This is a genomic window from Bradyrhizobium sp. MI1.4, assembly GCF_055811315.1.
Genome location: NZ_JBVVPP010000005.1, coordinates 222,792 through 245,002, shown reverse-complemented (window position 1 = coordinate 245,002; position 22,211 = coordinate 222,792). Strand labels below are relative to the sequence as shown.

General features: G+C 64.3%; 21 protein-coding genes and 1 tRNA gene. 9 read left to right on the top strand and 13 right to left on the bottom strand.

The genetic code is table 11. The features are described 5' to 3' along the window. Window positions 1-135: 135 nt before the first annotated feature. The gene (locus AC0L23_RS08550; protein WP_085349735.1) at window positions 136-1,716 is read right to left on the bottom strand and encodes an AMP-binding protein; all 1,581 of its coding nucleotides are present in this window, start codon (window positions 1,714-1,716) and stop codon (window positions 136-138) included. A 107-nt stretch (window positions 1,717-1,823) separates the two neighbouring features. Beyond that, the gene (locus AC0L23_RS08545) at window positions 1,824-2,243 is read right to left on the bottom strand and encodes a VOC family protein (RefSeq protein ID WP_085349736.1); all 420 of its coding nucleotides are present in this window, start codon (window positions 2,241-2,243) and stop codon (window positions 1,824-1,826) included. Between the two features lie 125 nt (window positions 2,244-2,368). Between AC0L23_RS08545 and AC0L23_RS08540 the strand changes: the two genes are divergently transcribed. Next, window positions 2,369-3,343, top strand: coding sequence for a Bug family tripartite tricarboxylate transporter substrate binding protein (locus tag AC0L23_RS08540; protein WP_018455852.1), 975 nt, complete (start codon window positions 2,369-2,371; stop codon window positions 3,341-3,343). A 146-nt stretch (window positions 3,344-3,489) separates the two neighbouring features. Beyond that, complete coding sequence (locus tag AC0L23_RS08535) at window positions 3,490-3,768, top strand: DUF3551 domain-containing protein (protein ID WP_083926408.1); 279 nt, start codon at window positions 3,490-3,492, stop codon at window positions 3,766-3,768. Window positions 3,769-3,840: 72 nt separating this feature from the next. Here the strand turns inward: AC0L23_RS08535 and AC0L23_RS08530 are convergent, their stop codons facing one another. After that, a complete protein-coding gene (locus AC0L23_RS08530) occupies window positions 3,841-5,088 on the bottom strand; it encodes a S1C family serine protease (RefSeq protein WP_085361991.1) in 1,248 nt (415 codons plus the stop codon). Between the two features lie 198 nt (window positions 5,089-5,286). Between AC0L23_RS08530 and AC0L23_RS08525 the strand changes: the two genes are divergently transcribed. The 6 genes from AC0L23_RS08525 (at window position 5,287) to AC0L23_RS08500 (ending at window position 9,018) form a co-directional block, all read left to right on the top strand. Then, window positions 5,287-5,904, top strand: coding sequence for a hypothetical protein (locus tag AC0L23_RS08525; RefSeq protein WP_018455854.1), 618 nt, complete (start codon window positions 5,287-5,289; stop codon window positions 5,902-5,904). Beyond that, window positions 5,891-6,265, top strand: a complete 375-nt coding sequence (locus tag AC0L23_RS08520; protein WP_007616058.1) for a winged helix-turn-helix domain-containing protein — start codon at window positions 5,891-5,893, stop codon at window positions 6,263-6,265. Before AC0L23_RS08525 ends, AC0L23_RS08520 begins: the two co-directional genes overlap by 14 nt. A gap of 31 nt (window positions 6,266-6,296) precedes the next feature. Further along, a complete protein-coding gene (locus tag AC0L23_RS08515) occupies window positions 6,297-7,037 on the top strand; it encodes a di-trans,poly-cis-decaprenylcistransferase (protein WP_085361990.1) in 741 nt (246 codons plus the stop codon). Between the two features lie 121 nt (window positions 7,038-7,158). Continuing rightward, a complete protein-coding gene (locus tag AC0L23_RS08510) occupies window positions 7,159-7,686 on the top strand; it encodes a GNAT family N-acetyltransferase (RefSeq protein WP_085385541.1) in 528 nt (175 codons plus the stop codon). Between the two features lie 111 nt (window positions 7,687-7,797). Then, a complete protein-coding gene (locus tag AC0L23_RS08505; protein ID WP_085385540.1) occupies window positions 7,798-8,484 on the top strand; it encodes a DNA-3-methyladenine glycosylase I in 687 nt (228 codons plus the stop codon). 240 nt (window positions 8,485-8,724) lie between these two features. After that, window positions 8,725-9,018 (top strand): hypothetical protein, encoded by a 294-nt coding sequence (locus AC0L23_RS08500; protein ID WP_007598221.1) that lies wholly within the window; start codon window positions 8,725-8,727, stop codon window positions 9,016-9,018. Window positions 9,019-9,133: 115 nt separating this feature from the next. On the opposite strand, the gene dinB is transcribed toward AC0L23_RS08500, so the two are convergent. Next, window positions 9,134-10,237, bottom strand: a complete 1,104-nt coding sequence (gene dinB, locus AC0L23_RS08495; protein WP_018455858.1) for a DNA polymerase IV — start codon at window positions 10,235-10,237, stop codon at window positions 9,134-9,136. A gap of 168 nt (window positions 10,238-10,405) precedes the next feature. On the opposite strand from dinB, the gene AC0L23_RS08490 reads away from it, so the two are divergent. Then, window positions 10,406-10,615, top strand: a complete 210-nt coding sequence (locus AC0L23_RS08490) for a hypothetical protein (RefSeq protein ID WP_085361988.1) — start codon at window positions 10,406-10,408, stop codon at window positions 10,613-10,615. A gap of 92 nt (window positions 10,616-10,707) precedes the next feature. Here the strand turns inward: AC0L23_RS08490 and AC0L23_RS08485 are convergent. The 9 genes from AC0L23_RS08485 to AC0L23_RS08445 form a co-directional block, all read right to left on the bottom strand. Continuing rightward, window positions 10,708-10,784 (bottom strand) — tRNA-Arg (locus tag AC0L23_RS08485). 74 nt (window positions 10,785-10,858) lie between these two features. Further along, a complete protein-coding gene (locus AC0L23_RS08480) occupies window positions 10,859-11,914 on the bottom strand; it encodes a sensor domain-containing diguanylate cyclase (RefSeq protein ID WP_085361963.1) in 1,056 nt (351 codons plus the stop codon). Between the two features lies 1 nt (window position 11,915). Further along, window positions 11,916-15,026 (bottom strand): bifunctional diguanylate cyclase/phosphodiesterase, encoded by a 3,111-nt coding sequence (locus tag AC0L23_RS08475; protein WP_085361962.1) that lies wholly within the window; start codon window positions 15,024-15,026, stop codon window positions 11,916-11,918. Window positions 15,027-15,162: 136 nt separating this feature from the next. Further along, window positions 15,163-16,248 (bottom strand): branched-chain amino acid ABC transporter permease, encoded by a 1,086-nt coding sequence (locus tag AC0L23_RS08470; protein ID WP_198957652.1) that lies wholly within the window; start codon window positions 16,246-16,248, stop codon window positions 15,163-15,165. After that, window positions 16,245-17,255 (bottom strand): branched-chain amino acid ABC transporter permease, encoded by a 1,011-nt coding sequence (locus tag AC0L23_RS08465; protein ID WP_027514610.1) that lies wholly within the window; start codon window positions 17,253-17,255, stop codon window positions 16,245-16,247. The genes AC0L23_RS08470 and AC0L23_RS08465 overlap by 4 nt, the downstream gene beginning before the upstream one ends. After that, window positions 17,252-17,974, bottom strand: coding sequence for an ABC transporter ATP-binding protein (locus AC0L23_RS08460; protein ID WP_085361960.1), 723 nt, complete (start codon window positions 17,972-17,974; stop codon window positions 17,252-17,254). Before AC0L23_RS08460 ends, AC0L23_RS08465 begins: the two co-directional genes overlap by 4 nt. Beyond that, window positions 17,971-18,747, bottom strand: coding sequence for an ABC transporter ATP-binding protein (locus tag AC0L23_RS08455; protein ID WP_018455864.1), 777 nt, complete (start codon window positions 18,745-18,747; stop codon window positions 17,971-17,973). The genes AC0L23_RS08460 and AC0L23_RS08455 overlap by 4 nt, the downstream gene beginning before the upstream one ends. Window positions 18,748-18,914: 167 nt before the next feature. Then, a complete protein-coding gene (locus AC0L23_RS08450; protein WP_085385526.1) occupies window positions 18,915-20,099 on the bottom strand; it encodes a substrate-binding domain-containing protein in 1,185 nt (394 codons plus the stop codon). Between the two features lie 218 nt (window positions 20,100-20,317). Continuing rightward, window positions 20,318-22,054, bottom strand: a complete 1,737-nt coding sequence (locus AC0L23_RS08445) for a putative bifunctional diguanylate cyclase/phosphodiesterase (protein WP_085385525.1) — start codon at window positions 22,052-22,054, stop codon at window positions 20,318-20,320. Between the last annotated feature and the right edge of the window lie 157 nt (window positions 22,055-22,211).

The window sequence follows — 22,211 nt, the reverse complement described above, 5'->3', positions numbered from 1 at the left end:
TGTTTGGTGGGGGGGGGGGGGCGGCCGCCCCCCGCTGGGTTTCGCCCCGGCGGGGGGGGGGGGGGGGGGGTTCCCCCCCCCCGGGGGGGGGCGCCCCCCCCCCCCCCCCCCCCGACGTTGTGGTAATCGCTCGTGCTACCCCACCATCTTCCTCAGCTCCGCCTTCGCCACCTTCTCCAGCGTCGAGCGCGGCATGTCGTCGACGAAGCGGATCTCGCGCGGCATCTTGAAGTCGGCAAGGCCGGCGCGGCAGGCGGCCATCACGGCGTCGTGCAGATCAGGCCGGGCACCGGCGACGCCACCCTGCGGGATGATGAAGACGACCGGCACCTCGTCCAGCATTGGATGCGTCTTCGCCACCACGGCGGCCTCGCGCACGCCGGGGACCAGTGCGACCACCTGCTCGATCTCCGACGCGGCGACGTTCTCGCCGCCGACCTTCAGCATGTCCTTGCTGCGGTCTGCGAAGCGAATGTAGCCGTTCTCCAGCCGCCCCACGCGGTCACCGGTGAGAAAGAAGCCGTGCTCGTCGAAGCTCTCGCGCGTCGCCTTTTCGTTGTGCAGATATTCGGCGAACAGCGACAGGCCGACAATGCCCCTGATCGAGAGATTTCCGGTGCCGTCGATTTCGGTCGGCCGCCCGTCGTCGTCGGTGATGCGGATTTCATATTCCGGCGCGGCGCGGCCGATCGACATCGGGATGTTGGGCTGGTCGATCTCGCCGACGATGCCGTGGGTGATGGTCTCGGTCATGCCCCACCAGCCGATGATCTTGACGCCGAAGGCGGCGAAGGCCGGCGGCTCGTTGATCGCGGTGCCCCACAGACGGAATTTGTGATCGCTCGGGATCTCCTGCTCGAGCAGCGCCTTCATGCAGAACGGGATCGTCGAGGTCCAGGTCGAGCCGTGCTCGCGCGCAGCGCCCCAGAACCGGCTGGCGGAAAAGCGCGGCTGGATCACGCAGGTGGCGCCGACCCATAGCGTCGCCAGCATCGAATAGGCCAGCGCGTTGGTGTGGAACAGCGGCAGATAGGCCTGATGCACGTCGCTTGCGTGCAGGTCTTCGTGCGCGGCGTTGATCTTGGCGCCCCACAGCGCGTTGGCGTGGGTCCACAGCACCGCCTTGGGGCGCGATGTCGTGCCCGAGGTGTATTGCACGCTGCACGGCGCGAGCGGATCGATCGCGCGCCTGGGACGGTCGGCGCTATCGGCGAACAGCTCCTCAAAGCTGTCGCCGCGTGAGACCGGGTTCCCGGGCGGCGCGCCCGCATCGTGCGAAGTCACCGCCATCCAGCGGATGTTGCGGCAATTCTGCGCGACGATCTCGGCATAGGCCGGCTGTGTGATCGCGGCGACCGCGCCGCAATGATCGGCAAAATAGTCGAGTTCGGCCGGCGCCGAGCGCGTGTTGGTGGTCACCGCGATGGCGCCGAGTTCGACACAGGCGAACCAGGCCAGCAGCGCCTCGATGCAATTGTCGAGGTGAATGAGCACATATTCGCCCGGCTTCACGCCGCGCCTCCCCAGTCCCGCCGCGAGCGCGCCGACCCGCTCGTGAAACTCGCCATAGCTCCAGCGCCGGGCAGGCGCGTCGAACGGCGCCCAGATCAGGAACGGATGTGAGCTGCGCACGTCAGCCCGCATCTTCAGCAGCCAAGGCACATCGAGCCCGTCGAATGGGCCGACGATTCCGGCGGCGGCTTGCGAAGTCGGCATATGTCCTCCCGTGCAGCCTGCATCTTGCCGGCGGCCGCGTTTTGATGATTGCGTCTTCCTGCTCGCTCGGCCCTCATGCGACGGTGCGTGGGGCAGGCGGCTTGGCCTTACCGGCCGCCGTCCTCGTATGACGAAATCTCGATCAGGCTGCCATCCGGATCCCTGCAATAGACCGAGCGCAGCGTGCCGCGGGCGCCCTGCTTGGGAACCGGGCCCTCTTCGATCGCAACGCCATGTGCCTTCAAATGCGCCACCACCTCGTCGGGGCTGGCGGAGGTGAGGAAGCACAGATCCTCGCTGCCGGGGGTCTGGTGGTCCGCGGTGAACCACTCCACCTTGTCGGCATCGCGCGGCCGGACGTTGATCTTCTGGTTACCGAATTGTAGCGACGTCCGCGGCGCTTTGCCGCCGCCGGGGTCGAACACCTTGACTTCCATGCCGAGAATCTTGCCGTACCACTCGGCGGTCACTGCGACGTCCGCGACGTTGATCACGAGATGATCGAGGGCTTCGACCTTGACCGCCATGCCTTATCCTTTCGTCGTGATGCGCCCCGTGTACTTTCCGCCTGCGGCAAGCTTTGTTACAACCGCGCCGACGCCATTTTCAAGCTATCTGGCTTCAAGAACAACACGTTGGGAGAACCCTTGAGATGATCACACGCCGTACCGCGCTGAGCCTGCTCGCCGCCAGTCCGCTTGCAGCCAGCCCGCTGTCGAAGGCCCTTGCCGCCGATTACCCGACCCATCCGGTGAAATGGGTGGTCGGCTATCCGCCGGGCGGAGCCACCGACATCCTGGCGCGCCTGATCGGCCAGCGGTTGTCGGAGAAGTTCGGCCAGCAATTCGTGATCGAAAACAAGCCGGGTGCCGGCAACAATATCGCCACCGAATCGGTCGTCAACGCCGAACCCGACGGCTACACGCTGCAACTGGTCAATCCGGCCAACTTCATCAACGCCTCGCTCTACACCAACCTGAAATTCAACTTCGTGCGCGACATCGCGCCGGTCGCCTCGTTCCAGCGCGTGCCGAACGTGATGACCGTCAACAAGGACGTGCCGGCCAAGACCGTCGCCGAGTTCATCGAATACGTGAAGGCCAACCCCGGCAAGGTCAACATGGCCTCCTCGGGCAACGGCACCTCGGTGCATCTGTCCGGCGAGATGTTCATGGCGCTGACGGGCTGCAAGATGCAGCACGTGCCCTATCGCGGCGCCGCACCCGCGATCACCGACATGCTCGGCGGCCAGGTGCAGGTGATCTTCGACAACATGCCCTCGATCATCCAGCACATCCGCTCCGGCTCGCTCCGCGCCATCGGCGTCACCACGGCGGAGCGCTCGCCGCAGCTGCCCGACGTGCCGGCGATCGGCGAGACCGTGAAGGGCTATGAGGCGAGCGCGCTGTTCGGCATGGGGGCGCCGAAGAACACGCCCAAGGAGATCATCGCCAAGCTCAACAGCGAGATCAACACGCTGATAAAGGAGCCGGACATGGCCAAGCGCCTGGTCGAGCTCGGCGGCGAGCCGCGGGCGCAGACGCCCGAGGCGTTCGGCGACGAGATCAAGGCCGAGACCGAGAAATGGAAGAAGGTGGTCGAGTTCGCCGGCCTGAAGGTCGAGTAGCGATCTTGTGATGTCCGGGAATGGAGCCCTGCCGTTCGGCAGGGCTTTTTTCTTGGATGCCGTGCCATTGAGCTGGAATAAAGCGGCTTCGTGAAACCTGATGGGTATATGGCGCGTATGATGCGCTGTGAGGAGAGGAGTAGATCATGCGTAAGACGCAATTGGTGCTGGTGGCACTCGGCGTGACGGCCCTTGCCGGCTTCGCGACGGTTACGCCGGCAGCGGCGCGCGACTATCCTTGGTGTGCCCAGGGCGGTGAGTATGATTATCCGGGGGAATGCTCCTACAGCAGCTATGAACAATGCCAAGCCAGCGTGTCCGGCCGGCTGCTGTACTGCGATCGCAATCCCCGCTTTGCCTACAGCCAGGTTTCTCCGGCGCAACCGCGATCGCACCGGCGGCCGCGCCCCGTCGCGCCGTACTAGCGAGCTGGCTGACTTCAGCCCGGTTGGAGCGCCTCGTATAGGCTCGACGCCTCCAGCCGGCCCGCGTTGCCGCTACCGCTTCGCGTCGGCCTGCTCGATTCCGTTGCATGAGATCAGCATCGTGTAGGGCCGCGCATTGCCCGCGATGTCTGTGGTCTTGATCTCGCCTTTCGGTTCGGCAGTCTGGTAAGGCACCACGGAGTTGTCGAGGAAGTCGCGCAACGCGCCGGTCTTGATCGCGAAGTTGATGTTTTCGGGGATGTTGCCGGTCGCAGCGGCCATCCGTAATCCGTCCAGCTTTCCCGTAACGACGCCAACGATCTGCCCGGTGGTGTCGAACAGCGGGCCGCCGCTATTGCCGGGCTGCACCGGCGCACTGATTTGCAGGAAACGCGAATCGTTGCGCATGCCGCTGAGCGAGCTGACGATGCCGGTCGTGACGGTGAAGTCCGAAGTCAGCAGCCCATGGAAGGGAAAGCCGATCGCGACGACGGAATCGCCGGAGCGGATCGAGCGGTCGCGGATCCGGGCGAACTCCTTGAACATGGTCGTCGACGGCGCCTGCAGCAACGCGAGGTCGTTGTTGGCGTCGCTCGACACCACGCGCAAAACCATTCCGGCTTCGCCCGTGAGATTGCCCTTGATGTCGCCGATGCAGCCATTGATCACATGGTTATTGGTGACGACGTGTCCGCTGGCACTCACGACGAACCCGGTGCCGCTCTTGGCTCTGGCAGGTTTGCTGCCGTTGGCTGGCGGTCCCTGCTTGTCCGGCGCTGGCTGCGGCTTGGCGGCGATCTTGGTGAAGTCGCCGGCCTTGTCGAGCCCGTCGGCTTTCACCTTAGTGACGCAATTGGCCAGTGCCGCAATCACGGGCCCGGCCGAGGTCAGGTCGAAATTCAGCACGGTGCGGCCGCTCGTCGCGACCATCAGGCTTGCCTTCTGAAACGTTCGTACCACGTTGGCAGGCATGACGGAGCTGAGCATGTTCGTCTGGTTGGCCGTGGCGAACAGTCTGGCCTGCTCCTGTCCGTCAAAGATGACGTCGATCGCGGCGTTCTCGCCCTGCTTGAAGCGGTAGCTGGGACTGGCAAAGCTCAAGATCCACGAGCCCCCAGCATTCTGGCCGACGACGAGAATGACGCCGTTGGCATAAGGCGCCGTCGCGGCACAATGCGAGAAGGCTCCCGTTTCGTCATTGCTGAACGCGCCGCCGACCCAGTTGCCGATTTTGACGCTGCCGAATGGGCCGGCTGCCTGTGCTGCGGTGACGACGCTCACCTGCAACAATGACGCAACGATGAATGACTTAAGCCACATACTCTCCCCCCAGCGCGTTCGCGCGCATCTTATCTGCGGGAGGACGTCTCGCGCAACCGGCAGTTGTCTGTTGAGGACGGATCCTCTCGGGCGACTTCGGGACTTGCCTTTACTTTGCAATCCGATATACTTTGCGGTACAAAGTAACGGACCGATAGACCCGGCAGGGATAGGCGGAGCGAGGTTTTGGCGTTGCCAATGCGCGATCTCGACAAGGCACTGGCCGACATCGTGGCGATCCGCAGCCAGATTGCGGCAGGCACGGCATTTCGCGGTTACGGCCCGGCGACGATGGCCGCGACCGGCGCGGTCGCGCTTCTCACCGCGATCCTGGAATTCTGGCTGCTTGGTGATGCCACCAGCGAACCGCTCGGCTTCTTCTTCGGCTGGTTCATTGCCGCCGCGCTCTCCGGCCTGATCATCGGCATCGAGATGCGCGCGCGTTCGCGCCGCCATCATTCGGGCCTCGCTGATGCCATGATCCACCAGGCTGTCGAGCAATTCCTGCCCGCTGGCGTTGCCGGTGTGCTGCTTGCGGTGGTGATGTGGAAGTTCGCGGGCGAAACGCTGTGGCTGCTGCCGGGCCTGTGGCAGATCCTGGTGTCGCTCGGCATTTTTGCCTCCGTCCGTTCGCTGCCGCGCACCGTGGCGCTCGCCGGCGCTTGGTATTTCATATCCGGCTTTGCGGTGGTGGTGCTCGCGAGCCAGACCCATACGCTGTCGCCATGGACCATGGGCCTGCCCTTCGTGATCGGGCAATCGGTGATGGCGGGCATTCTGTATTTCGCATCGGGAGACCATGATGTCGAAGATTGACAGCGCACCCTTCTCTTATGAAGGACTGGACCGCGTGATCCACGAGAAGGCGAGGCTCGGACTTCTGACCTCGCTGATGGCGCATCCGAAAGGTCTGGCGTTCGCCGATCTCAAGCAGCTCTGCGGCCTCACCGACGGCAATCTCAGCCGGCATCTCGCCGTGCTCCAGGAAGCCGGCCTCGTCGAGGTGACCAAGGGCTATGAGGGCAATCGCCCGCACACGACCTGCCGCCTGACCAAGGCCGGCCGCCGCCGCTTCCTCGACTATCTCGCCGTGCTCGAACGCCTGGTGCGCGACGCAGCCAAGGCTGCCGGCCGCGAGGCGGCGCCGCTCGGCCGTCTCGGTATCGTCTCGACCTGATCCTCCCCCTCTTTTGACCGGAGACTTTGCAATGCAAAGTGACCTTGTGTCCCGCAACGAGAAGCTTCACGTCGGCATCATCATGGATGGCAACGGCAGATGGGCGACGCGGCGCGGCCTGTCGCGCGTGCGCGGCCATGAGGCCGGCGTCGAGGCGATCCGCCGCATCGTCGAGGCCGCGCCCAAGCAGGGCATCGGCACGCTGACGCTCTACGCCTTCTCGACCGACAATTGGCGAAGGCCGAAGGCCGAGGTCGCCGCGCTGATGACGCTTCTGAGATTCTACCTCGGCAACGAGGTGCAGAGCCTGGTCAAGAACGGCGTGCGCCTCACCGTGATCGGCCGGCGAGACCGCCTGCCCGACGGTATCGCCAATGCGATCGCGCGCGCGGAAGACGCCACCGCGCACGGTGGCACGCTTCATCTGCGCATCGCCGTCGACTATTCCGCCCGCGACGCCATCCTCAACGCGGCGGCGAAGGCGGCGGCGCTGACGAGTCTCACCCGCGAGGCGTTCTCGCAGCTCGTCACCGGCGAGGCCGGTTTGCGCGACGTCGACCTCATCATCCGCACCTCGGGTGAGAAACGGCTGTCGGACTTCCTGCTCTGGGAAGGTGCCTATGCCGAGCTGCACTTCACCGAGCGGATGTGGCCCGAATTCGACGCGGGCGATCTCGCTGCGGCCCTGGCCTCCTTCCACGGCCGCGAGCGTCGCTTCGGCGGCCTCCAGGCGATCGTGCCGGAGGAGGTGCCTTCACTCTCTCGCGTGTGACGCCCGGCACCGAGCAACGAACTGTTCGTTTTCGGCCGCAAGATTGGCAGCACCGTCCAAGCGGTAAGCGCGCGGTCTCGGCTAGGTGTGCATTCGATGCAACCTGCCGAGAGCCGCGCGCATGTCACAGCCGTTGCTGGATGCCATTGTCGAGTCAGCCGAAGGCAACGCCACGCTTCGTATCAGGCCGGCCAGCGCGTCCGATGTCGAGATCCTCTCGATCTATTTCACGAGCCTCTCCACGACATCGCGCAACAAGCGCTTCATGGGCGCGCGGGCGGACTTTGCAATGATCGCGGCCGAATGCGTCGCCAAGACCAGCAATCCCGGTCATTTCACCCTGCTCGCCGAGATCAGGCACGAAGGGCAGGGCACGATCATCGGCGAAACCAGATACGCCTACGATGCGGCTGCACGGCATGGTGATTTCGCCATCTCTGTTGCCGATGGCTTTCAGCGCCAGGGCGTCGGCCTCCAGATGATGACGGCGATGGAGAGGCACGCGAGCGATCTCGGTCACGAGATGATTGCAGCCGAGACCGCGCGCGTGAACGCCGAGATGCGCGGTCTTGCGAAGAAGGCGGGGTTCGAGGACACCGGTCTCGGAGACTGGCAGTCGGTCCATCTCGCGAAGCGTCTGTCGCGATAGCCGGGCTTGCCGCGAACCGAGCAAGCGCGACCGAAGTCGGCGGACGTGGCGGAGCTGGACCCGAGCGTCGAATTCTGGTGTCGTGGCACACCCTCAATCGCGTGTCTCCCAATGACCTCCTTCAAGACCATTCGTGCGCGCGCCGAAAAACGCAAGGGCGGGCCCAAGGCGCTCGAAAAGCTGATGCCGGAAAAGCCCGACCTGAAGGGCCTCGCCAAACGCGGCGACGACCGCATCGTCGCAGAGATGACGAAGCGTGTGTTTTGCGCGGGCTTTGCCTGGAGCGTGATCGAGACGAAATGGGACGGGTTTGAAGACGCCTTCCTGCGTTTCCAACCGGCCAAGCTCACCTTCCAGCCGGAGGATTATTGGGAGGACCTGCTGCGCGACGCGCGCATCGTGCGCAACGGTGCCAAGATCATGTCGGTGCGCGACAACGCGGCCTTCGTCCAGGAGATCGCAAGAGAGCACGGCAGCTTCGGCAGGTTTCTGACGAAGTGGCCGCCGTCCGACCAGATCGGCCTGCTCGAGCTTCTAAGCAAGCGCGGCAGCCGTTTGGGTGGCAATACCGGCCAGATGCTGCTGCGGTTCGTCGGCTGGGACGGCTTTGTGACGTCCAGGGACGTCGTGGCCTGCCTGCGCGATGCCGGTCTCGACATTGCCGAAGAGGTCAAGTCGAAGGGCGATCTCGCCAAGGTGCAGGCGCAGTTCAACGCCTGGGCCGAGGAGACCGGGTTCTCCTACACATATCTGTCACGCATCTGCGCGCTCTCTGTTGGCGAGAACAGAAGCGAGTAACGAATTCGGCTCTTGAAATCAGCTCTTGGAATTTGGCTCTTGGGATGTTGAATCATGTGCATCCTGTGGCGATCTGATGCCGCAAGCGCGGCAGACGCGACGCGCGATCACGAAATGCATTTCTCCGGAACATTTGTGCGTAGCACCTGTTCGGGAGATTGGGCCAGGCGAACATCAGCGCAGGGAACGCCCGCTCTGGCTCAGCTCAGTGAAACCGACGTGACAGAAACGGAGCAGCTCATGAAGCTCACATCCGAACAGGTGAAGCAGACCGTCAACCAGCTCGGCGCTCAAGTGCTGCCCGACGAGCATCCCGCGATGCCGCAGCTCAACAGCATGTTCGGCGAGCACACTTTCTTCGTCGATGAGACGGGGCTGAAGGTCGTCGAGCCCACGGCGCCGCCCGGCACCGAGCGTCAGAGCGGCGAAGTCGTCAGCCTCGCCGATTGGGGCGATTCCGAGCTGACCCGCCTGATGGCACACGAGCCCGAACCGACGGGCGTGATCGTCGTGTTCGAGCACGTGAGGCATTGATCGGGCCCAGCGGATCGTCCTTCGGCGGCGAGTCTGAAAACCCGCCACCGTAGATTTGCGTTGCGAGCGCGCTCGACGTGGCTCTCTGCGTCCGCCGAAAGCCCGTCGGTTTGGTTCAGATGCCGAGAGTCAGCTGCGGCGGCTCCGCATCGTCCCCGGCCTGGAGGGAAGACAGCGAGACCCCCAGCAGCCTGACGCTCTTGGGCAGCGGAATCTCGACTTCGAGCAGGCCGCAAGCCAGCCGCTCAAGATCGTCCCGGCCTGCAACCGGCGAAAGAGCGGACCTGCTGCGCGTGATGATCTCGAAGTCGGCAAACTTGATCTTCAAGGTGACGGTGCGGCCACGGCTGCCCGTCGCCTCGCAATGGCGCCACACCTTGTCGACGAGCGGCTTGAGCTCGGCGACCAGCGCGTCGAATTCGGTGAGATCGCTTGAGAACGTGGTCTCCGCGCCGATGGACTTGCGGACCCGGTTGGCCCGGACCGGCCGTTCGTCGACACCGCGCGAAATCCAGTAGTAATAGGCGCCCGACTTGCCGAAATTCGCATTCATGAACTCCAGCGTCTGACGACGAATATCGAGACCGGTGAACATGCCGAGCGCGTTCATCTTCGCACCCGTGGCCGGGCCTATCCCATGGAACTTTCCGACCGGCAGGGTCTCGACGAAGGCGGGTCCCATCTCCGGTGAAATCACGAACTGACCGTTGGGCTTGCGATGATCGGAGGCGAGCTTGGCCAGGAACTTGTTGTAGGAGATGCCGGCCGAAGCGTTGAGGCCCGTCTCGGCCTTGATCCTCTCGCGGATCCTGAGCGCAACATCACGCGCCAGCGGGATGCCCTGCAGGTTTTCCGTCACGTCGAGATAGGCCTCGTCGAGCGACAACGGCTCGATGATGGGGGTATGCTCCGCGAAGATGTCGCGGATCTGCCTAGAGATCGCCTTGTAGACCTCGAAGCGCGGCTTGACGAAGATCAGATCGGGACATTGTCGCTTCGCCGTCACGGATGGCATGGCAGAGCGAACGCCGAACTCGCGGGCCTCATAACTGGCGGCCGCGACGACGCCACGTTCCGCGGAGCCTCCGACGGCGACCGGCTTTCCGCGCAGCTCCGGATGATCGCGTTGTTCCACGGACGCGTAGAAGGCATCCATGTCGATATGGATGATCTTGCGGACGGGCGAAGCTTCGCCGGTCGCCGTGTCGGATTCGCTCATGGCAAGATGATACAATCGAGCGATGAGAAGCGCGAGGTGGGTGTGGTTCAGCGCTCGAGACAGGCTGGCCGCCGCTCCGGGATGTCCCACTTCATCAAAAAACAATCTCAGGCTTGTGAGTGGCCAGCATGGCCACGCGCTCTAATATGAGGCTGCGGAGGACAGCCCATGCAATACAGCTCCGAACTCATTCGAACGATGCGTCAGGCGCTGGAGGCCGTGATGGCCAGCGTGCCGCCCGATCAGTCGGTGTTCGGCCTGAAGGCGGCGGTCGCCGAATGCATCCTGAAGGCGGCCGCACACGGTCAGACGTCGTACGCCGGACTGGTGACGTCGGCTTCCGACCAGGTCCAGACGATCATCTCGATGCTGAATTGAGCGTGGGCTTGCGCTGAGCAGGCGATGGCTCCGGCGCGAGCGGTATCAAGGAAATTCGGGTGAGGGTGCTCCCAGCGCGGACTGGAAGAGACTGGCGCACCCGACACGATTCGAACGTGTGACCTTTGCCTTCGGAGGGCAACGCTCTATCCAGCTGAGCTACGGGTGCTAGTCGAGGTTCATTTAGCCGATTGGCGGGGGGCGGGCAACCGCTTACGCCGTCTTCTGCCAGGCTGATTTGGGCTAGGCTGATTTACGCGCCACGTGGCCAGGAACCGGCACGCTGTCCCGGCCGAGCTTGGCGAACTCGGCGAGCAGCCGTTCGGAGCACATGACGCGGTTGCGGCCGAGCCGTTTGGCCGCATAGAGCGCCTGGTCAGCGGCGCCCAGCAGCCGGTCGGGGCTGCCGTCGGTTTCGCCCGGAATGTGGCTGGCGACGCCGACGCTGAGGGTGACGTGGTCACCGGCCCCGATGGCGCCATGGGTGATCCGCAAGGTCATCACGGCGCAGCGGATCTCGTCGGTGATGGCGCAGGCGGCATCGCAATCCATGTCCGGCAGGATCAGCGCGAATTCCTCGCCGCCATAGCGGCTGGCGAGATCGAGCGGGCGCACGGCATGCCGGCTGACGACGGACGCGACCGCGCGCAGGCATTCATCGCCGCTCTGGTGGCCGTGGCGGTCGTTGAACAGCTTGAAATGATCGACGTCGACGAACAGCAGCGCCATCGGCTTCTGCGTCCGCTGGGCGCGGGCCCATTCGCTCATCAGCATCTGGTCGAACGCGCGGCGGTTCGACAGGCCGGTCAACCCGTCCTTGGTGGCAAGCTCCTTCAGGGCCATCTCGGCGCGCTTCTGGTCGGTAAGGTCGCGCAGCGTCTCCACCACCGCGATCAGATGGCCGGCCTCGTCGTGGATCGGCCCGGCGTCGATGGCGAGATAGAGCTGGCTGCCGAGCTTCGGCATCACGCACCAGTTTTCGGCGCTGAAGCCAAGCCCGTTGTGGCCGCGCGCGCCATACTCCGAATAGAACTCCGGCAGCTGTTCAGGGCGGTCGAGTGCGACGAGGTCAGCGAGGCAAGGGCGCCTGGTCTCGTAGAAGGCCTGCCAGTGCTTATTGGTGCCGATCACCTCGGAGGCGGCGACACCGGTCAGCCGCTCGCAGGCCCTGTTCCAGATCACGACGCGGCGCTTGGGGTCGATCACGAAGGTCGGCACCACCAGATGCTGCATCAGCCGCACGGCATAGGAATCCGCAACGTCGACCGTCTTGGCTGGCGTTTTCCCCGGCTTCGCCATCTCAGGCCACCGCCGCCACCGGCAAGGCATGGCTCGAACCGAACAGCTTTCGCACTTCGCTGGCCGGCTTCGGTCTGCTGAAGAGATAACCCTGCATCTCCGTGCAGCCGAGCGCACGCAGCATCTCGCGCTGCGCCTCGGTCTCGACGCCCTCCGCGACCGTGGTCATGTCGCTGGCGGCGGCGATGTGCACCACCGCCTGCACGATCACGGGCGCGCCGCTCGTCTCGGCGATATCAGCGACGAAACAGCGGTCGATCTTGATCTTGTCGAACGGAAAGCGCTTCAGATAGCTGAGCGAGGAGTAGCCGGTGCCGAAATCGTCGAGCGCGATGCGCACGCCGATGGCGCGGAGCTGGTGCAGGATCGAGAGCGCCGCCTCGTCGTCGCGGATCAGCACGGCCTCGGTGATCTCGAGCTCGAGCCGGGAGGGGGCAAGTCCGGAAGCGACGAGCGCGCCGGCGATCCGCAGTGCCAGCGTGTCGCATTTGAGCTGCACCGGCGAGACGTTGACCGCGACACGCACATGCGCCGGCCAGGTCGCGGCCTCGTTGCAGGCCATGCGCAGCACCCAGTCGCCGAGCTCGTTGATCAGGCCGGTGTCCTCGGCAATCGGAATGAACTCCGCCGGCGACACCATGCCGCGCTCGGGATGCCGCCAGCGCAGCAGCGCCTCGCAGCCTGTGACCTCATTGGTGCGCAAGTCGACCAGCGGCTGATAGTGGATCTCGAAACCGCCGTTCACCAGGGCCTGCCGCAGATCCTGCTCCAGGCTCAGGCGCGCCTTGGCGCTCGCATCCATCTCCGGCTCGAAGAAGCGGTGAGCGCGGCGTCCTCCGGCCTTGGCGCCGTACATCGCGAGATCGGCATTCTTGATGAGCTGGTCGAGATCGGTGCCGTCCTGCGGCGCCATCGCGATGCCGATGCTGGCGTCGGTGGAGAGCTGATGGCCGAAGCAGTGATAGGGCCGGCGGATCGCCTCGAAGATCCGCGTCACGAATGACACCACGTCGGCGGACGACTTGATGCCGGTCTGGATCACCGCGAATTCGTCGCCGCCGAGCCGCGCGATCAGGTCGTCCTGTCCGAGGCAGCCGCGGATGCGGGCGGCGATTCCCTTCAACAGCTCGTCGCCGACGTGATGGCCGAGCGAATCGTTGATGCCCTTGAACTCGTCGACGTCGATATAGAGCAGCGCGAACTGACTGCCGCCGCCGACCTTCTCAAGTTCGCGCTCGATCTGCTCGCGGAATAGCGTCCGGTTGGGCAGGTCGGTGAGCGCATCGTAATGCGCCATATGCGCGATCTTCTCGTCGGCGCGCCGTCGTTCGGTGACGTCCTCGACCACGTTGATGAGGTAACGCGGCTCGCCGGAATTGTCGCGGATCCCGATCCGGGTCGAGGTGATGTAGCGCATTCCCTTGGCCTGGCTCTGCCAGGCATGTTCGTCTTTGAACAATCCCTCGGTCATCTGCAGCGCCTTGCTGTCGTCGTCGGTGACGACTCTGGCGGAGGCATCCGGGTAAATGTCGAAGGGAGTCTTGCCAACGATGTTTTCACTCGATTGGCCGAATTGCTCTTCCGCGGTCCGGTTGACCAGCAGATATTGCCGCGTTTGAGCATCCTTCACCGTGATCTGCGATGGGATGTGGTCGATGATCTCGCGCAGGAACATGTAGTTGCGGTCGCGTTCCTGCTCCAGATTGCGGCGTTCGGTGATGTCTTCGATCGTGGCCACCCATCCGCCCTGCGCGAGTGGGGTGTTGATGACCTGGAAAGCGCGGCCGCTCGGCAAGTGATGGCTTCTGGTGGAGACCGTGCCCTCCGCGACGATCCTCATGACGTCGGCGCAAAATGCCTCGACATCGCCTTCGAACGCGCTGCGCTCCTTGCGATGATACATCGCCTCGCGGATGTGACAGCCGGGCTTGATGACGTCGTGGGAGAGGCCGAACATGTCGGCGTAGCGGCGGTTGCAGGTGACGATGTATCCGGCTGCATCGTACAGGATCAACCCTTGCGACATGTTGTTCAAGGCGGTGTCGAGCCGCCCTCGCTCCGCTTCCAGCCGCTGCTGCGCCTCCCGATTCTGCCGGCTGATCTGGCGAACGATCAGGAACAGGATCAGCGCAATCACAGTCGCCGAAAGCGCGGCGGTGGTGACCATGAAACCGGTCTGCTGCCGCCAGTCGGCCAGTGCCGCGCTCGTGGTGTTGGTCGCGACGATGACCAGCGGGAAATGCGAAAGCGAGGCGCCGGAGCCGAGGCGCTCGTCGCCGTCGATCGGGCCCCTGACGCGCAGGGTGTGCCGGCCACCTTCGGCCAGCATCTTGCGCATCAGCGGCGCGTCCTTGAAGTCCCTGCCGATCAGCTCTTCGACATGCGGGTAGCGCGACAGCATCTTGCCATTGCGGTCGAACAGCGAGATCGCCGTGCCCTCCGCAAGCGCAACGGATGCGAAATAGTTCTGGTAGCTGTCCGGATCGATCCGGCGGACCATCGTGCCGAGGAAGCTGCCGTCCACGCCGTTCAGCCGACGCGCGACAATCGTGGTCCATTTGCCGATGATGAAACTGCGGACCGACTCCAGAATTACCGGTTCGGCCATCGGATCGGATTTGAAGGTCTGGAAGTAGGCGCGCGAGGAGATGTTGATCTTGGGCAGCGGCTGGGCTCGCGACCAGTTGATCAGTTCGCCATCGGCATCGTAGATCGCGATGTCGCCGAGATAAGACACCGAGCTGATCTTGCTCCGCAGCATCTGGTTCGTCGCAGGTCCGGACATGCGCTCGCGGAACATCGCGGCGGAACTGATCTCCGGCAGGTTCATCTGCCCGATCACATCGGCGGCGACGACGTCCGCATCTTCGAATTGCTGATCGAAGTGCCGCGCGATCAGCTGCACGGTATTTTCCAGCTCGCGCTCGCGGTTGGCCAGGGTACGTTCGCGAAATTCGCCGACGGCCATGGCGGTCACGGCGAAGATCCCGGCGACCAGCAACACGCCGCACAAAGTGAGCCACAGCACCGGTCCGCGCCGAATGGCTGCCTCCCAGCCGTGCTTCGCGGCTAGGAGCATTCGTGACGCAATCTCTGCAAAGACCTGGCGCATTCCCTCCCCCTGGAAGGACAGGAATACACCGCACAAATGGCGTAAAGCTTAGGAAAGCCAGTTACCTGGGCGTTAATCTCGTTGCGAGAATACGGTTGCGCCGAGCGAGCCGCCGCGCTGCATCATGAATCGCGCGTTAACGCGCGCTGCCCGCACTCTTGTGGTCGCCGGCACTGCGCAGCCGTCCCACCACGCCGGTCGGAAAGAAGTAGACGCTGGCGATGAAGAGCAGCCCGAGCCACAGCAGCCAGCGATCGGGATGCAGCAGCCCTGGCAGCAGCGGCAGGCCGGCTTCCGACGCCGCCTTGGAGGCGACGCCCATCAGCGCCTGCAGATAGTTCTGGGCGAGGATGAAGATGGTGGCGCCGATGATCGCGCCGTAGATCGTGCCCATGCCGCCGATCACGACCATCAGCAGGATGTCCAGCATGATCGAGAAGCTGAGCGAGGTATCGGGGCCGGCATAGCGCAGCCACAGTGCATTGAGAATGCCGGCGCCGGCGGCGACCAGTGCGGCGATGCAGTTGGCGTAGCTCAGGTGGAAAACGGTGCGGAAGCCGAGCGCCTCGGCGCGGAAGCGGTTTTCGCGGATCGCCTGCAGCACGCGCCCGAACGGCGAGTTCACCACCCGCAGCAAAGCGAGGATCATCAGGGCGGAGACGGCGAACACCAGATAGTAGGTCAGGATGCGGCCGTTGACCTCAAATCCCAGCACGTTCTTCGAGATCAGCACCGTGCCGGGCCTGAGCAGCTCGGGCAGCTGAAAGCTGCGCCCGTCCTCGCCGCCGGTCAGCCAGGACAGCTGCGAGGCCAGCACCTGGAAGGCGGATGCGACCGCGAGCGTGATCATGGCAAAGAAGATCGCGGCGACCCGCAGCGAGAACAGTCCGATTGCAAGCGCAAGCAGCGCGGCAAGCGGCAGGCCGACCACGATGCCGGTTGCGACCGCGCCCCAATTCGGGCCCATCCCGTACAGCGCGATCGCGATCGCGTAGCTGCCGATCCCGTAGAACATGGTGTGTGCGAATGACACCGAGCCGGTATAGCCGAGCAGGAGGTCGTAGGAGGCGACCAGCGCGGCGAAGACGCAGATCTTGGCCGCGACGTTCAGCGCCTTCGCCCCGGGAAACAGGAACGGCGTCGCCACCAGCGCCAGGATGATGAGGACGAGAACGAGCGTGAGCACGCGGCTGCGCGGCGGATCGCCTGACAGGATCATCATCGGCTGGTCACCGCATAGAGGCCGCGCGGCCGCCACATCAGAATGGCGACCATCAGCAGGATGTTGGAGACGAGGGCGAGCTTCGGCACCAGGAAGCCGCCGTAATTGGCAATCATTGCCACCAGGATCGCTCCGATGAAGCAGCCGCCGATCGAGCCGAGGCCCCCGATGATGACGACGATGAAGATCAGGACGGTGAGGTCGTCGCTCATGGAGGCGTGGACCTGCTCGCGATACAGCGCCCACATCACGCCGCCGAGGCCGGCGAGCGCCGATCCCGTCATGAACACGCCGAGGAACAGACGGCGGATGCGATAGCCGAGCGCCTCGACCATCTCGCGATTCTCGACGCCGGCGCGGATCAGAAGCCCGAGCTTGGTTCGGTTGAGCACCAGCTGGATCGCGATGAAGACGGCGAGGCCGATCAGCGTCGCCAGCACGCGGTATTTCGCGATCGCGACGTCGCCGAGGATGAAGGAGCCGCGCAGCGAGGTCGGCAGCGGCGTCGGGATGATCTGCGGCCCCCACACCGCATAGAGCGTCTGCTCGGCGACGATCAGGCCGCCCGTCGTCATCAGGATCTGCTTCAGATGCTGGCCGTAGACGGGCAGGATCAGCACCCGCTCGACGATCAGGCCGAGCGCGCCGGACACCGCCATCGACAGCAATGCCGCCGGCGCCAGCACCGCGAGGTTGATCCACAGCGAATCGACCTGGAGCGAGGCCGCGAACGGCGCCAGAACGAGGGTCGCGACATAGGCCCCGACCGCGATGAAGGCGCCATGGCCGAAATTGAGCACGTCCATCAGGCCGAACACGAGCGTCAGTCCGGAGGCCATGATGAAGATCATCATGCCCATCGCGAGGCTCGCGGCCGTCAGCGTCAGCCAGGTGCTGGGCGAGCCGATCAGCGGGATCATCACGAGGGCGACCGCGATCGGCAGCAGGATCGGCGCGATGTCGCGCTTCGGCTTCGGCAGCGGATCGGTTGCGGCGAGCTCGGTCATTGATGCGTCTCCAGGCTCAGGCCCAGCAGCCGCTCCTGCAGTGGCACGTCGGCGGCCAAGGCGGCCATCTCGCCGCGATGAACGATGGTGCCGTTGTCCATCACCAGCACGTCGTCGCCGAGCTCGCGGGCGGCAAAGAAATTCTGCTCGACCATCAGGATCGTGGCGCCCTTGCGCTTGATCTCCTTCAGACACTCGATCAGCGCCATCACGATTGCTGGGGCCAGCCCCTTGGTCGGCTCGTCGATCAGCAGGAGCTTGCGCGGTTCGATGATGGCGCGGGCAATCGACAGCATCTGCTTCTGTCCGCCCGAGAGACTTCCCGCGCGCGACAGCCAGAACCGGCGCAGCGCGGGGAAGAAGCCAAAAATCCAGTCGAGCTGGGCGTCGTCGAGTGGTCCGTCGCGCGCCGCCAGCACCAGATTTTCCTTCACCGTGAGGTCGGAGAACACCGCCATGCTCTCCGGCACGTAGCCGACGCCGAGCCGCGCGATGTCGGGCGTCGCACGGCTCTCGATGCGCTCGCCGGCGAGGCTGATCTCGCCGGAGGAGGCCTGCCAGAGGCCCATGATGGTGCGCAACGTCGTGGTCTTGCCGGCGCCGTTGCGGCCGAGCAGCATCGTGGTCTGCCCCTGCGCGACAGCGAGATCGATGCCCTGGAGGATGTGATAGCGGCCGATATGAGTGTGAACACCGGAGAGCCTCAACAGATCGGTCATGCTGCGCTCCCTGCAACTTTATTGGGCGCGACGCCGAGATAGGCTTCCTGCACGATCGGTGACGCAATCACCTCGGCAGGCCTGCCGTCCGCAACAAGCTGCCCGTTATGCAACACGATGATGCGGTCGGCGAGCGATCGCACCACGTCCATCTTGTGCTCGACCAGGAGAATGATCCTGCTTTTGTCCTGCTTGAGCTGCGCGATCAGGTTCAGCACGACCGGCACCTCGTCGATGCTCATGCCCGCGGTCGGCTCGTCGAACATGAACACCTTTGGCTCGAGCGCCATCATCAGCGCGACCTCGAGCTTACGCTGATCGCCATGCGACAGTGCGGTCGCGGCGACGCCACGGCGGCCGCCGAGCGCGACCTGATCCAGGATAGCATCGGCGCGGGCGATCAGATCACGGCGGACCATCCAGGGCCGCAACATGTCGTAGTGAGTGCCGTTGGCGGCCTGCACCGCGAGGCGGACGTTTTCCTCCACCGACAGATTCGGAAAGAGGTTGGTGAGCTGGAAGGCGCGCCCCAGGCCTGCGCGCGTCCGCATCGGCGCGGAATGCTGGGTGATGTCGGTGCCGTCGAACAGAATGCTGCCGCTCGATGCGCGGAGCTGGCCGGAGATCAGGTTGAAATAAGTGGTCTTGCCGGCGCCGTTCGGGCCGACGATCGCGGTGAGTTCGCCCGGGCGGAAGCTGCAAGTGACGCTGTTGACCGCGACATGGCCGCCGAAGCGGATGGTGAGGTCGCGGGTTTCGAGGGTCAGCGTCATGGCGGATCTGGCAAATGATGAGAGGAGAATTTGTCCGCGATCAGGCTGCGCTCCCTCTCCCGCTTGCGGGAGAGGGTGGGAGAGGGTGTCTCCTCAGGCGAGAACCCCAAGAGGACAGAGCCTTCTCCCGGCCTCTCCCGCAAGCGGGAGAGGTGAAGGAAGAAAGATCAGCGCTTGTTCTTGATCGGAACGTCCATGTCTTCGATCTTCAGTTCGCGCACCGGCTCGAGCACGGCCCAGGCGACATTCGGATCGACCTTGACCTTGAAGTGATACATGCTCTGCAGCGCCTGATGGTCTTCCTTGCGGAACATCATCTTGCCCTTCGGCGTGTCGAACTCCAGGCCTTCCATGGCCGTGATCAGCTTCTCGGTATCGGTCGACTTCGCCTTGGTGACGGCGGCGACGACGGACATCGCGGCGGCGAATCCGCCTGCGGTGAAGAAGTCCGGCGGCGCGTTGAAGCGCTTCTGGTGCTCGGCGACGAGCCAGTCATTCACCGGGTTCTTCGGGATCGCGTAGAAATAATAGGTCGCGCCTTCCATGCCGGGCAGGCCCTTGTAGGCGGCGAGCGCCGGCAGGATGTTGCCGCCGGTGGACAGCTCGATGCCGTAGCGCTTCGGATCCATGTCCTGGAGTTTCGCCAGCGGATTGCCGGCGCCGGCCCAGATCACCCAGATCACCTTGCGGCCCGGCTTGTCCTTCAGCGCGTCGAACAGGCGCTGGCCGACCGCGGTGAAGTCGGTGGTCGAGGTCGGGGCATATTCTTCGGCGGCGAGCGTCGCCCCCGTCTTGCCGAGCGCCTCCTTGAAGGCGGCGACGCCGTCGCGGCCGAAGGCGTAGTCCTGCGCCAGCGTCGCGACGGTGACGCCCTGCTTGCCGATCGCGACTGCGTTCGAGATCGCGTCCTGCGACGAGTTGCGCGCGGTGCGGAAGATATAGCGATTCCACTTCTCGCCGGTAATCTGATCCGCGACCGCGGGCTCGACGATCAGGATTTTCTTGTTTTCCTCGGCGACGGGCAGGATCGCGAGTGCCGCGGCCGACGAGGTCGTGCCGATCGCGATGTCAACCTTGTCGTCCTGATAGGCTTCCGCGAGCGCGGCCTTGGAGAGATCCGGCTTGCCCTGGTCGTCCTTGGTGATGACGACGATCTTGCGCCCGTCGAGCGTCATGGTGCCCTTGGTGGCGTATTCGAACCCCATCTGCAGGCCGGTCTCGGTCTGCTTGGCATAGGCCTCGAGCGGGCCGGTCTTGCCATAGATCAGCGCGATCTTGAGATCGTCGGCCTGTGCGGAGGTGCCCGCGGAGAGGGCGAGGATGGTTGTTGTTAAGATGAGCGATCGGCGCACGATGGTCCCTCCTGATGAATTCTTTGGCCATAGCGATTTGCACAACCGTGCGGACATTGCAATTCCACCTTCCGGCGGACCACGCGACGGGCATGTGTGACATTGTCCGGCCCGGCCGCGCCGGATCGCTTCTGCCGAGGAAATCGGCAGATGCAATTGTTGACCTCACCCGTGGAACAGGTCGCTCAGGCTTTGCAAAGTAACGATCAGGCCGGGGGTTACCGCCGGTATCCGTTCGCGCGGGAATAGCCCTGCCGGTTCTGCTGCGTCGAGCGATTTGTGACGCTGGCGCGTGCTTCGCTGGAGATGGGCGTTGCGAGCTTCAGCTCCTCCAGGAAGATCGGCCGGGAGAAGTAATAGCCCTGCGCGTAACGGATCTTGGTCGCAGCCTGGAGGTAGGCGAGCTCCTCGTAGGATTCGATGCCTTCGGCAATCACGGTCATGCCGAGCGCTTCGCTCAGGGATTCGATCGCGCGCAGGATGCCCTGGTTGCGTGGACGCTTATGGATATCGGTGATGAAGGAGCGGTCGATCTTGATCTCGTCCGCGGTGATGTCGGCCAGCGCCGAGAGCGAGGAATAGCCGGTGCCGAAATCGTCGATCGAGATGGCGACGCCGAGCTTGCGGAACATCGGCAGGATCTCGGCCTGGAAATGATTCTTGGCGACGAAGGCGTCTTCCGTCACCTCGATCATGAAGCGCTGCGGAAAGCCGGTGTCGTCGAGTGCCTGGGCAAAGCTGCGCATGAATTCCGGGTTGCCGGCCTGCTTGGCCGCGACGTTGATGCTGATGGTCGCTTCCGCACCGAACGTCTCGTTGATCAGGTCGATCGACTTGACGATCTCGGCGAGCACGAGATGGGTCAGCTCGTCGATCAGCCCGAGCTCGGTGGCAAGATTGATGAACGAGCCGGGCGCCTGGATCACGCCCTCGTCGTCGCGCAGCCGCACCAGAGCCTCGATGCCCTTCACGTCCTGCGTGCGGATGTCGACCTTGGACTGGAAGGCGCAGCAGAAGCGCTTCTCCAGGATGGCCTGCCGCAGCGACTGCTCGATCTTCATCCGCGCCAGCGCCTCGCGTTCCATGCTGGAATCGAAGAAGGCCGCCGATCCCTTGCCGTCATTCTTGATGCGGTACATCGCGATGTCGGCGTTCTGGCGCAGTGTCTCGAAGCTGCTTCCGTGATCGGGGTAGAGGCTGATGCCGACGGAGGTTGAGGCGAACACTTCCGAATTGTCGATGAAGAACGGCGCCGTCAGCCGCTCCAGCGTCGACTGCATGAATTCGGCGACTTCCTCCTGGTTCTGGATCGGCGATAGCAGCAGCAGGAATTCGTCTCCGGAGATGCGCGACAGCATGTCCGAGTCGCGCAAGCCGCGTCCAAGCCGCTTCGACAGCTCGACCAGCAGGGCGTCGCCCACGGCGTGCCCGTAATAGTCGTTGATGTGCTTGAAATTGTCGACGTCGAGAAAGGCGAGCGCAAAGCGATCGCCCGTGCGACCCTGCGCGAGCAGGCTGGTGGCGCGATGCTCGATCACGCGCCGCGAGGGCAGGCCGGTCAGATCGTCGAAATAGGCCGAGCGGAACAGCTGGTCCTCGAAATTCTTCTGCTCGGTGATGTCGGAGGAGGCCGAGATCAGCAGCTCGCGTCCGTCGAGGCGGACCGGACGATGGGTGGTCAGCAGCACCTGGCGTGCGGCTCCGTCTTGGAGCGCTTCCTCGGCGACGACCGCCTGGCCGGAGCTCAGGGCCTGCCGGCAGGCTTCGAGGCGCGACGCGAGATCGCGCGAGGGGCGGCTGCCGTCCATGCCGAGCTGGGCAGCCGCGACATCGTTGACCAGGAGAAGTTCGCCTTGCGCGTCCTGCACGGTCAGGCCGGCAGGCAGCATTCTAACGATTTCCTTGAGAAATCCGAGTTCGGCTTCGCTCGCGCCGGAATATTTGTTGTCGTTCATAGAAGTCATGAATCTTGTTGTTTCAGCGCGCCTTTGCAATGGCCGCGATCTTGCGCGGTTCCCTCTTAAGTTTGGTTAAGGGGCCCGGAGAATTACGGTGGTGTTTTGCGGCGATGCGACGCGCGCAGCCTATCGTCATTAACAGGGCGTCAACGCG

What these genes read in the sequence shown, in the direction of transcription:
- dinB (WP_018455858.1), bottom strand. Translation starts at nt 10,237, where the DNA reads ATGAGCGAATCCGACACGGCGACCGGCGAAGCTTCGCCCGTCCGCAAG.
- AC0L23_RS08470 (WP_198957652.1), bottom strand. Translation starts at nt 16,248, where the DNA reads ATGATGATCCTGTCAGGCGATCCGCCGCGCAGCCGCGTGCTCACGCTC.
- AC0L23_RS08510 (WP_085385541.1), top strand. Translation starts at nt 7,159, where the DNA reads ATGTCACAGCCGTTGCTGGATGCCATTGTCGAGTCAGCCGAAGGCAAC.
- AC0L23_RS08535 (WP_083926408.1), top strand. Translation starts at nt 3,490, where the DNA reads ATGCGTAAGACGCAATTGGTGCTGGTGGCACTCGGCGTGACGGCCCTT.
- AC0L23_RS08525 (WP_018455854.1), top strand. Translation starts at nt 5,287, where the DNA reads ATGCGCGATCTCGACAAGGCACTGGCCGACATCGTGGCGATCCGCAGC.
- AC0L23_RS08520 (WP_007616058.1), top strand. Translation starts at nt 5,891, where the DNA reads ATGTCGAAGATTGACAGCGCACCCTTCTCTTATGAAGGACTGGACCGC.
- AC0L23_RS08465 (WP_027514610.1), bottom strand. Translation starts at nt 17,255, where the DNA reads ATGACCGAGCTCGCCGCAACCGATCCGCTGCCGAAGCCGAAGCGCGAC.
- AC0L23_RS08540 (WP_018455852.1), top strand. Translation starts at nt 2,369, where the DNA reads ATGATCACACGCCGTACCGCGCTGAGCCTGCTCGCCGCCAGTCCGCTT.
- AC0L23_RS08515 (WP_085361990.1), top strand. Translation starts at nt 6,297, where the DNA reads ATGCAAAGTGACCTTGTGTCCCGCAACGAGAAGCTTCACGTCGGCATC.
- AC0L23_RS08530 (WP_085361991.1), bottom strand. Translation starts at nt 5,088, where the DNA reads ATGTGGCTTAAGTCATTCATCGTTGCGTCATTGTTGCAGGTGAGCGTC.
- AC0L23_RS08445 (WP_085385525.1), bottom strand. Translation starts at nt 22,054, where the DNA reads ATGAACGACAACAAATATTCCGGCGCGAGCGAAGCCGAACTCGGATTT.
- AC0L23_RS08550 (WP_085349735.1), bottom strand. Translation starts at nt 1,716, where the DNA reads ATGCCGACTTCGCAAGCCGCCGCCGGAATCGTCGGCCCATTCGACGGG.
- AC0L23_RS08455 (WP_018455864.1), bottom strand. Translation starts at nt 18,747, where the DNA reads ATGACGCTGACCCTCGAAACCCGCGACCTCACCATCCGCTTCGGCGGC.
- AC0L23_RS08545 (WP_085349736.1), bottom strand. Translation starts at nt 2,243, where the DNA reads ATGGCGGTCAAGGTCGAAGCCCTCGATCATCTCGTGATCAACGTCGCG.
- AC0L23_RS08480 (WP_085361963.1), bottom strand. Translation starts at nt 11,914, where the DNA reads ATGGCGAAGCCGGGGAAAACGCCAGCCAAGACGGTCGACGTTGCGGAT.
- AC0L23_RS08475 (WP_085361962.1), bottom strand. Translation starts at nt 15,026, where the DNA reads ATGCGCCAGGTCTTTGCAGAGATTGCGTCACGAATGCTCCTAGCCGCG.
- AC0L23_RS08500 (WP_007598221.1), top strand. Translation starts at nt 8,725, where the DNA reads ATGAAGCTCACATCCGAACAGGTGAAGCAGACCGTCAACCAGCTCGGC.
- AC0L23_RS08460 (WP_085361960.1), bottom strand. Translation starts at nt 17,974, where the DNA reads ATGACCGATCTGTTGAGGCTCTCCGGTGTTCACACTCATATCGGCCGC.
- AC0L23_RS08505 (WP_085385540.1), top strand. Translation starts at nt 7,798, where the DNA reads ATGACCTCCTTCAAGACCATTCGTGCGCGCGCCGAAAAACGCAAGGGC.
- AC0L23_RS08490 (WP_085361988.1), top strand. Translation starts at nt 10,406, where the DNA reads ATGCAATACAGCTCCGAACTCATTCGAACGATGCGTCAGGCGCTGGAG.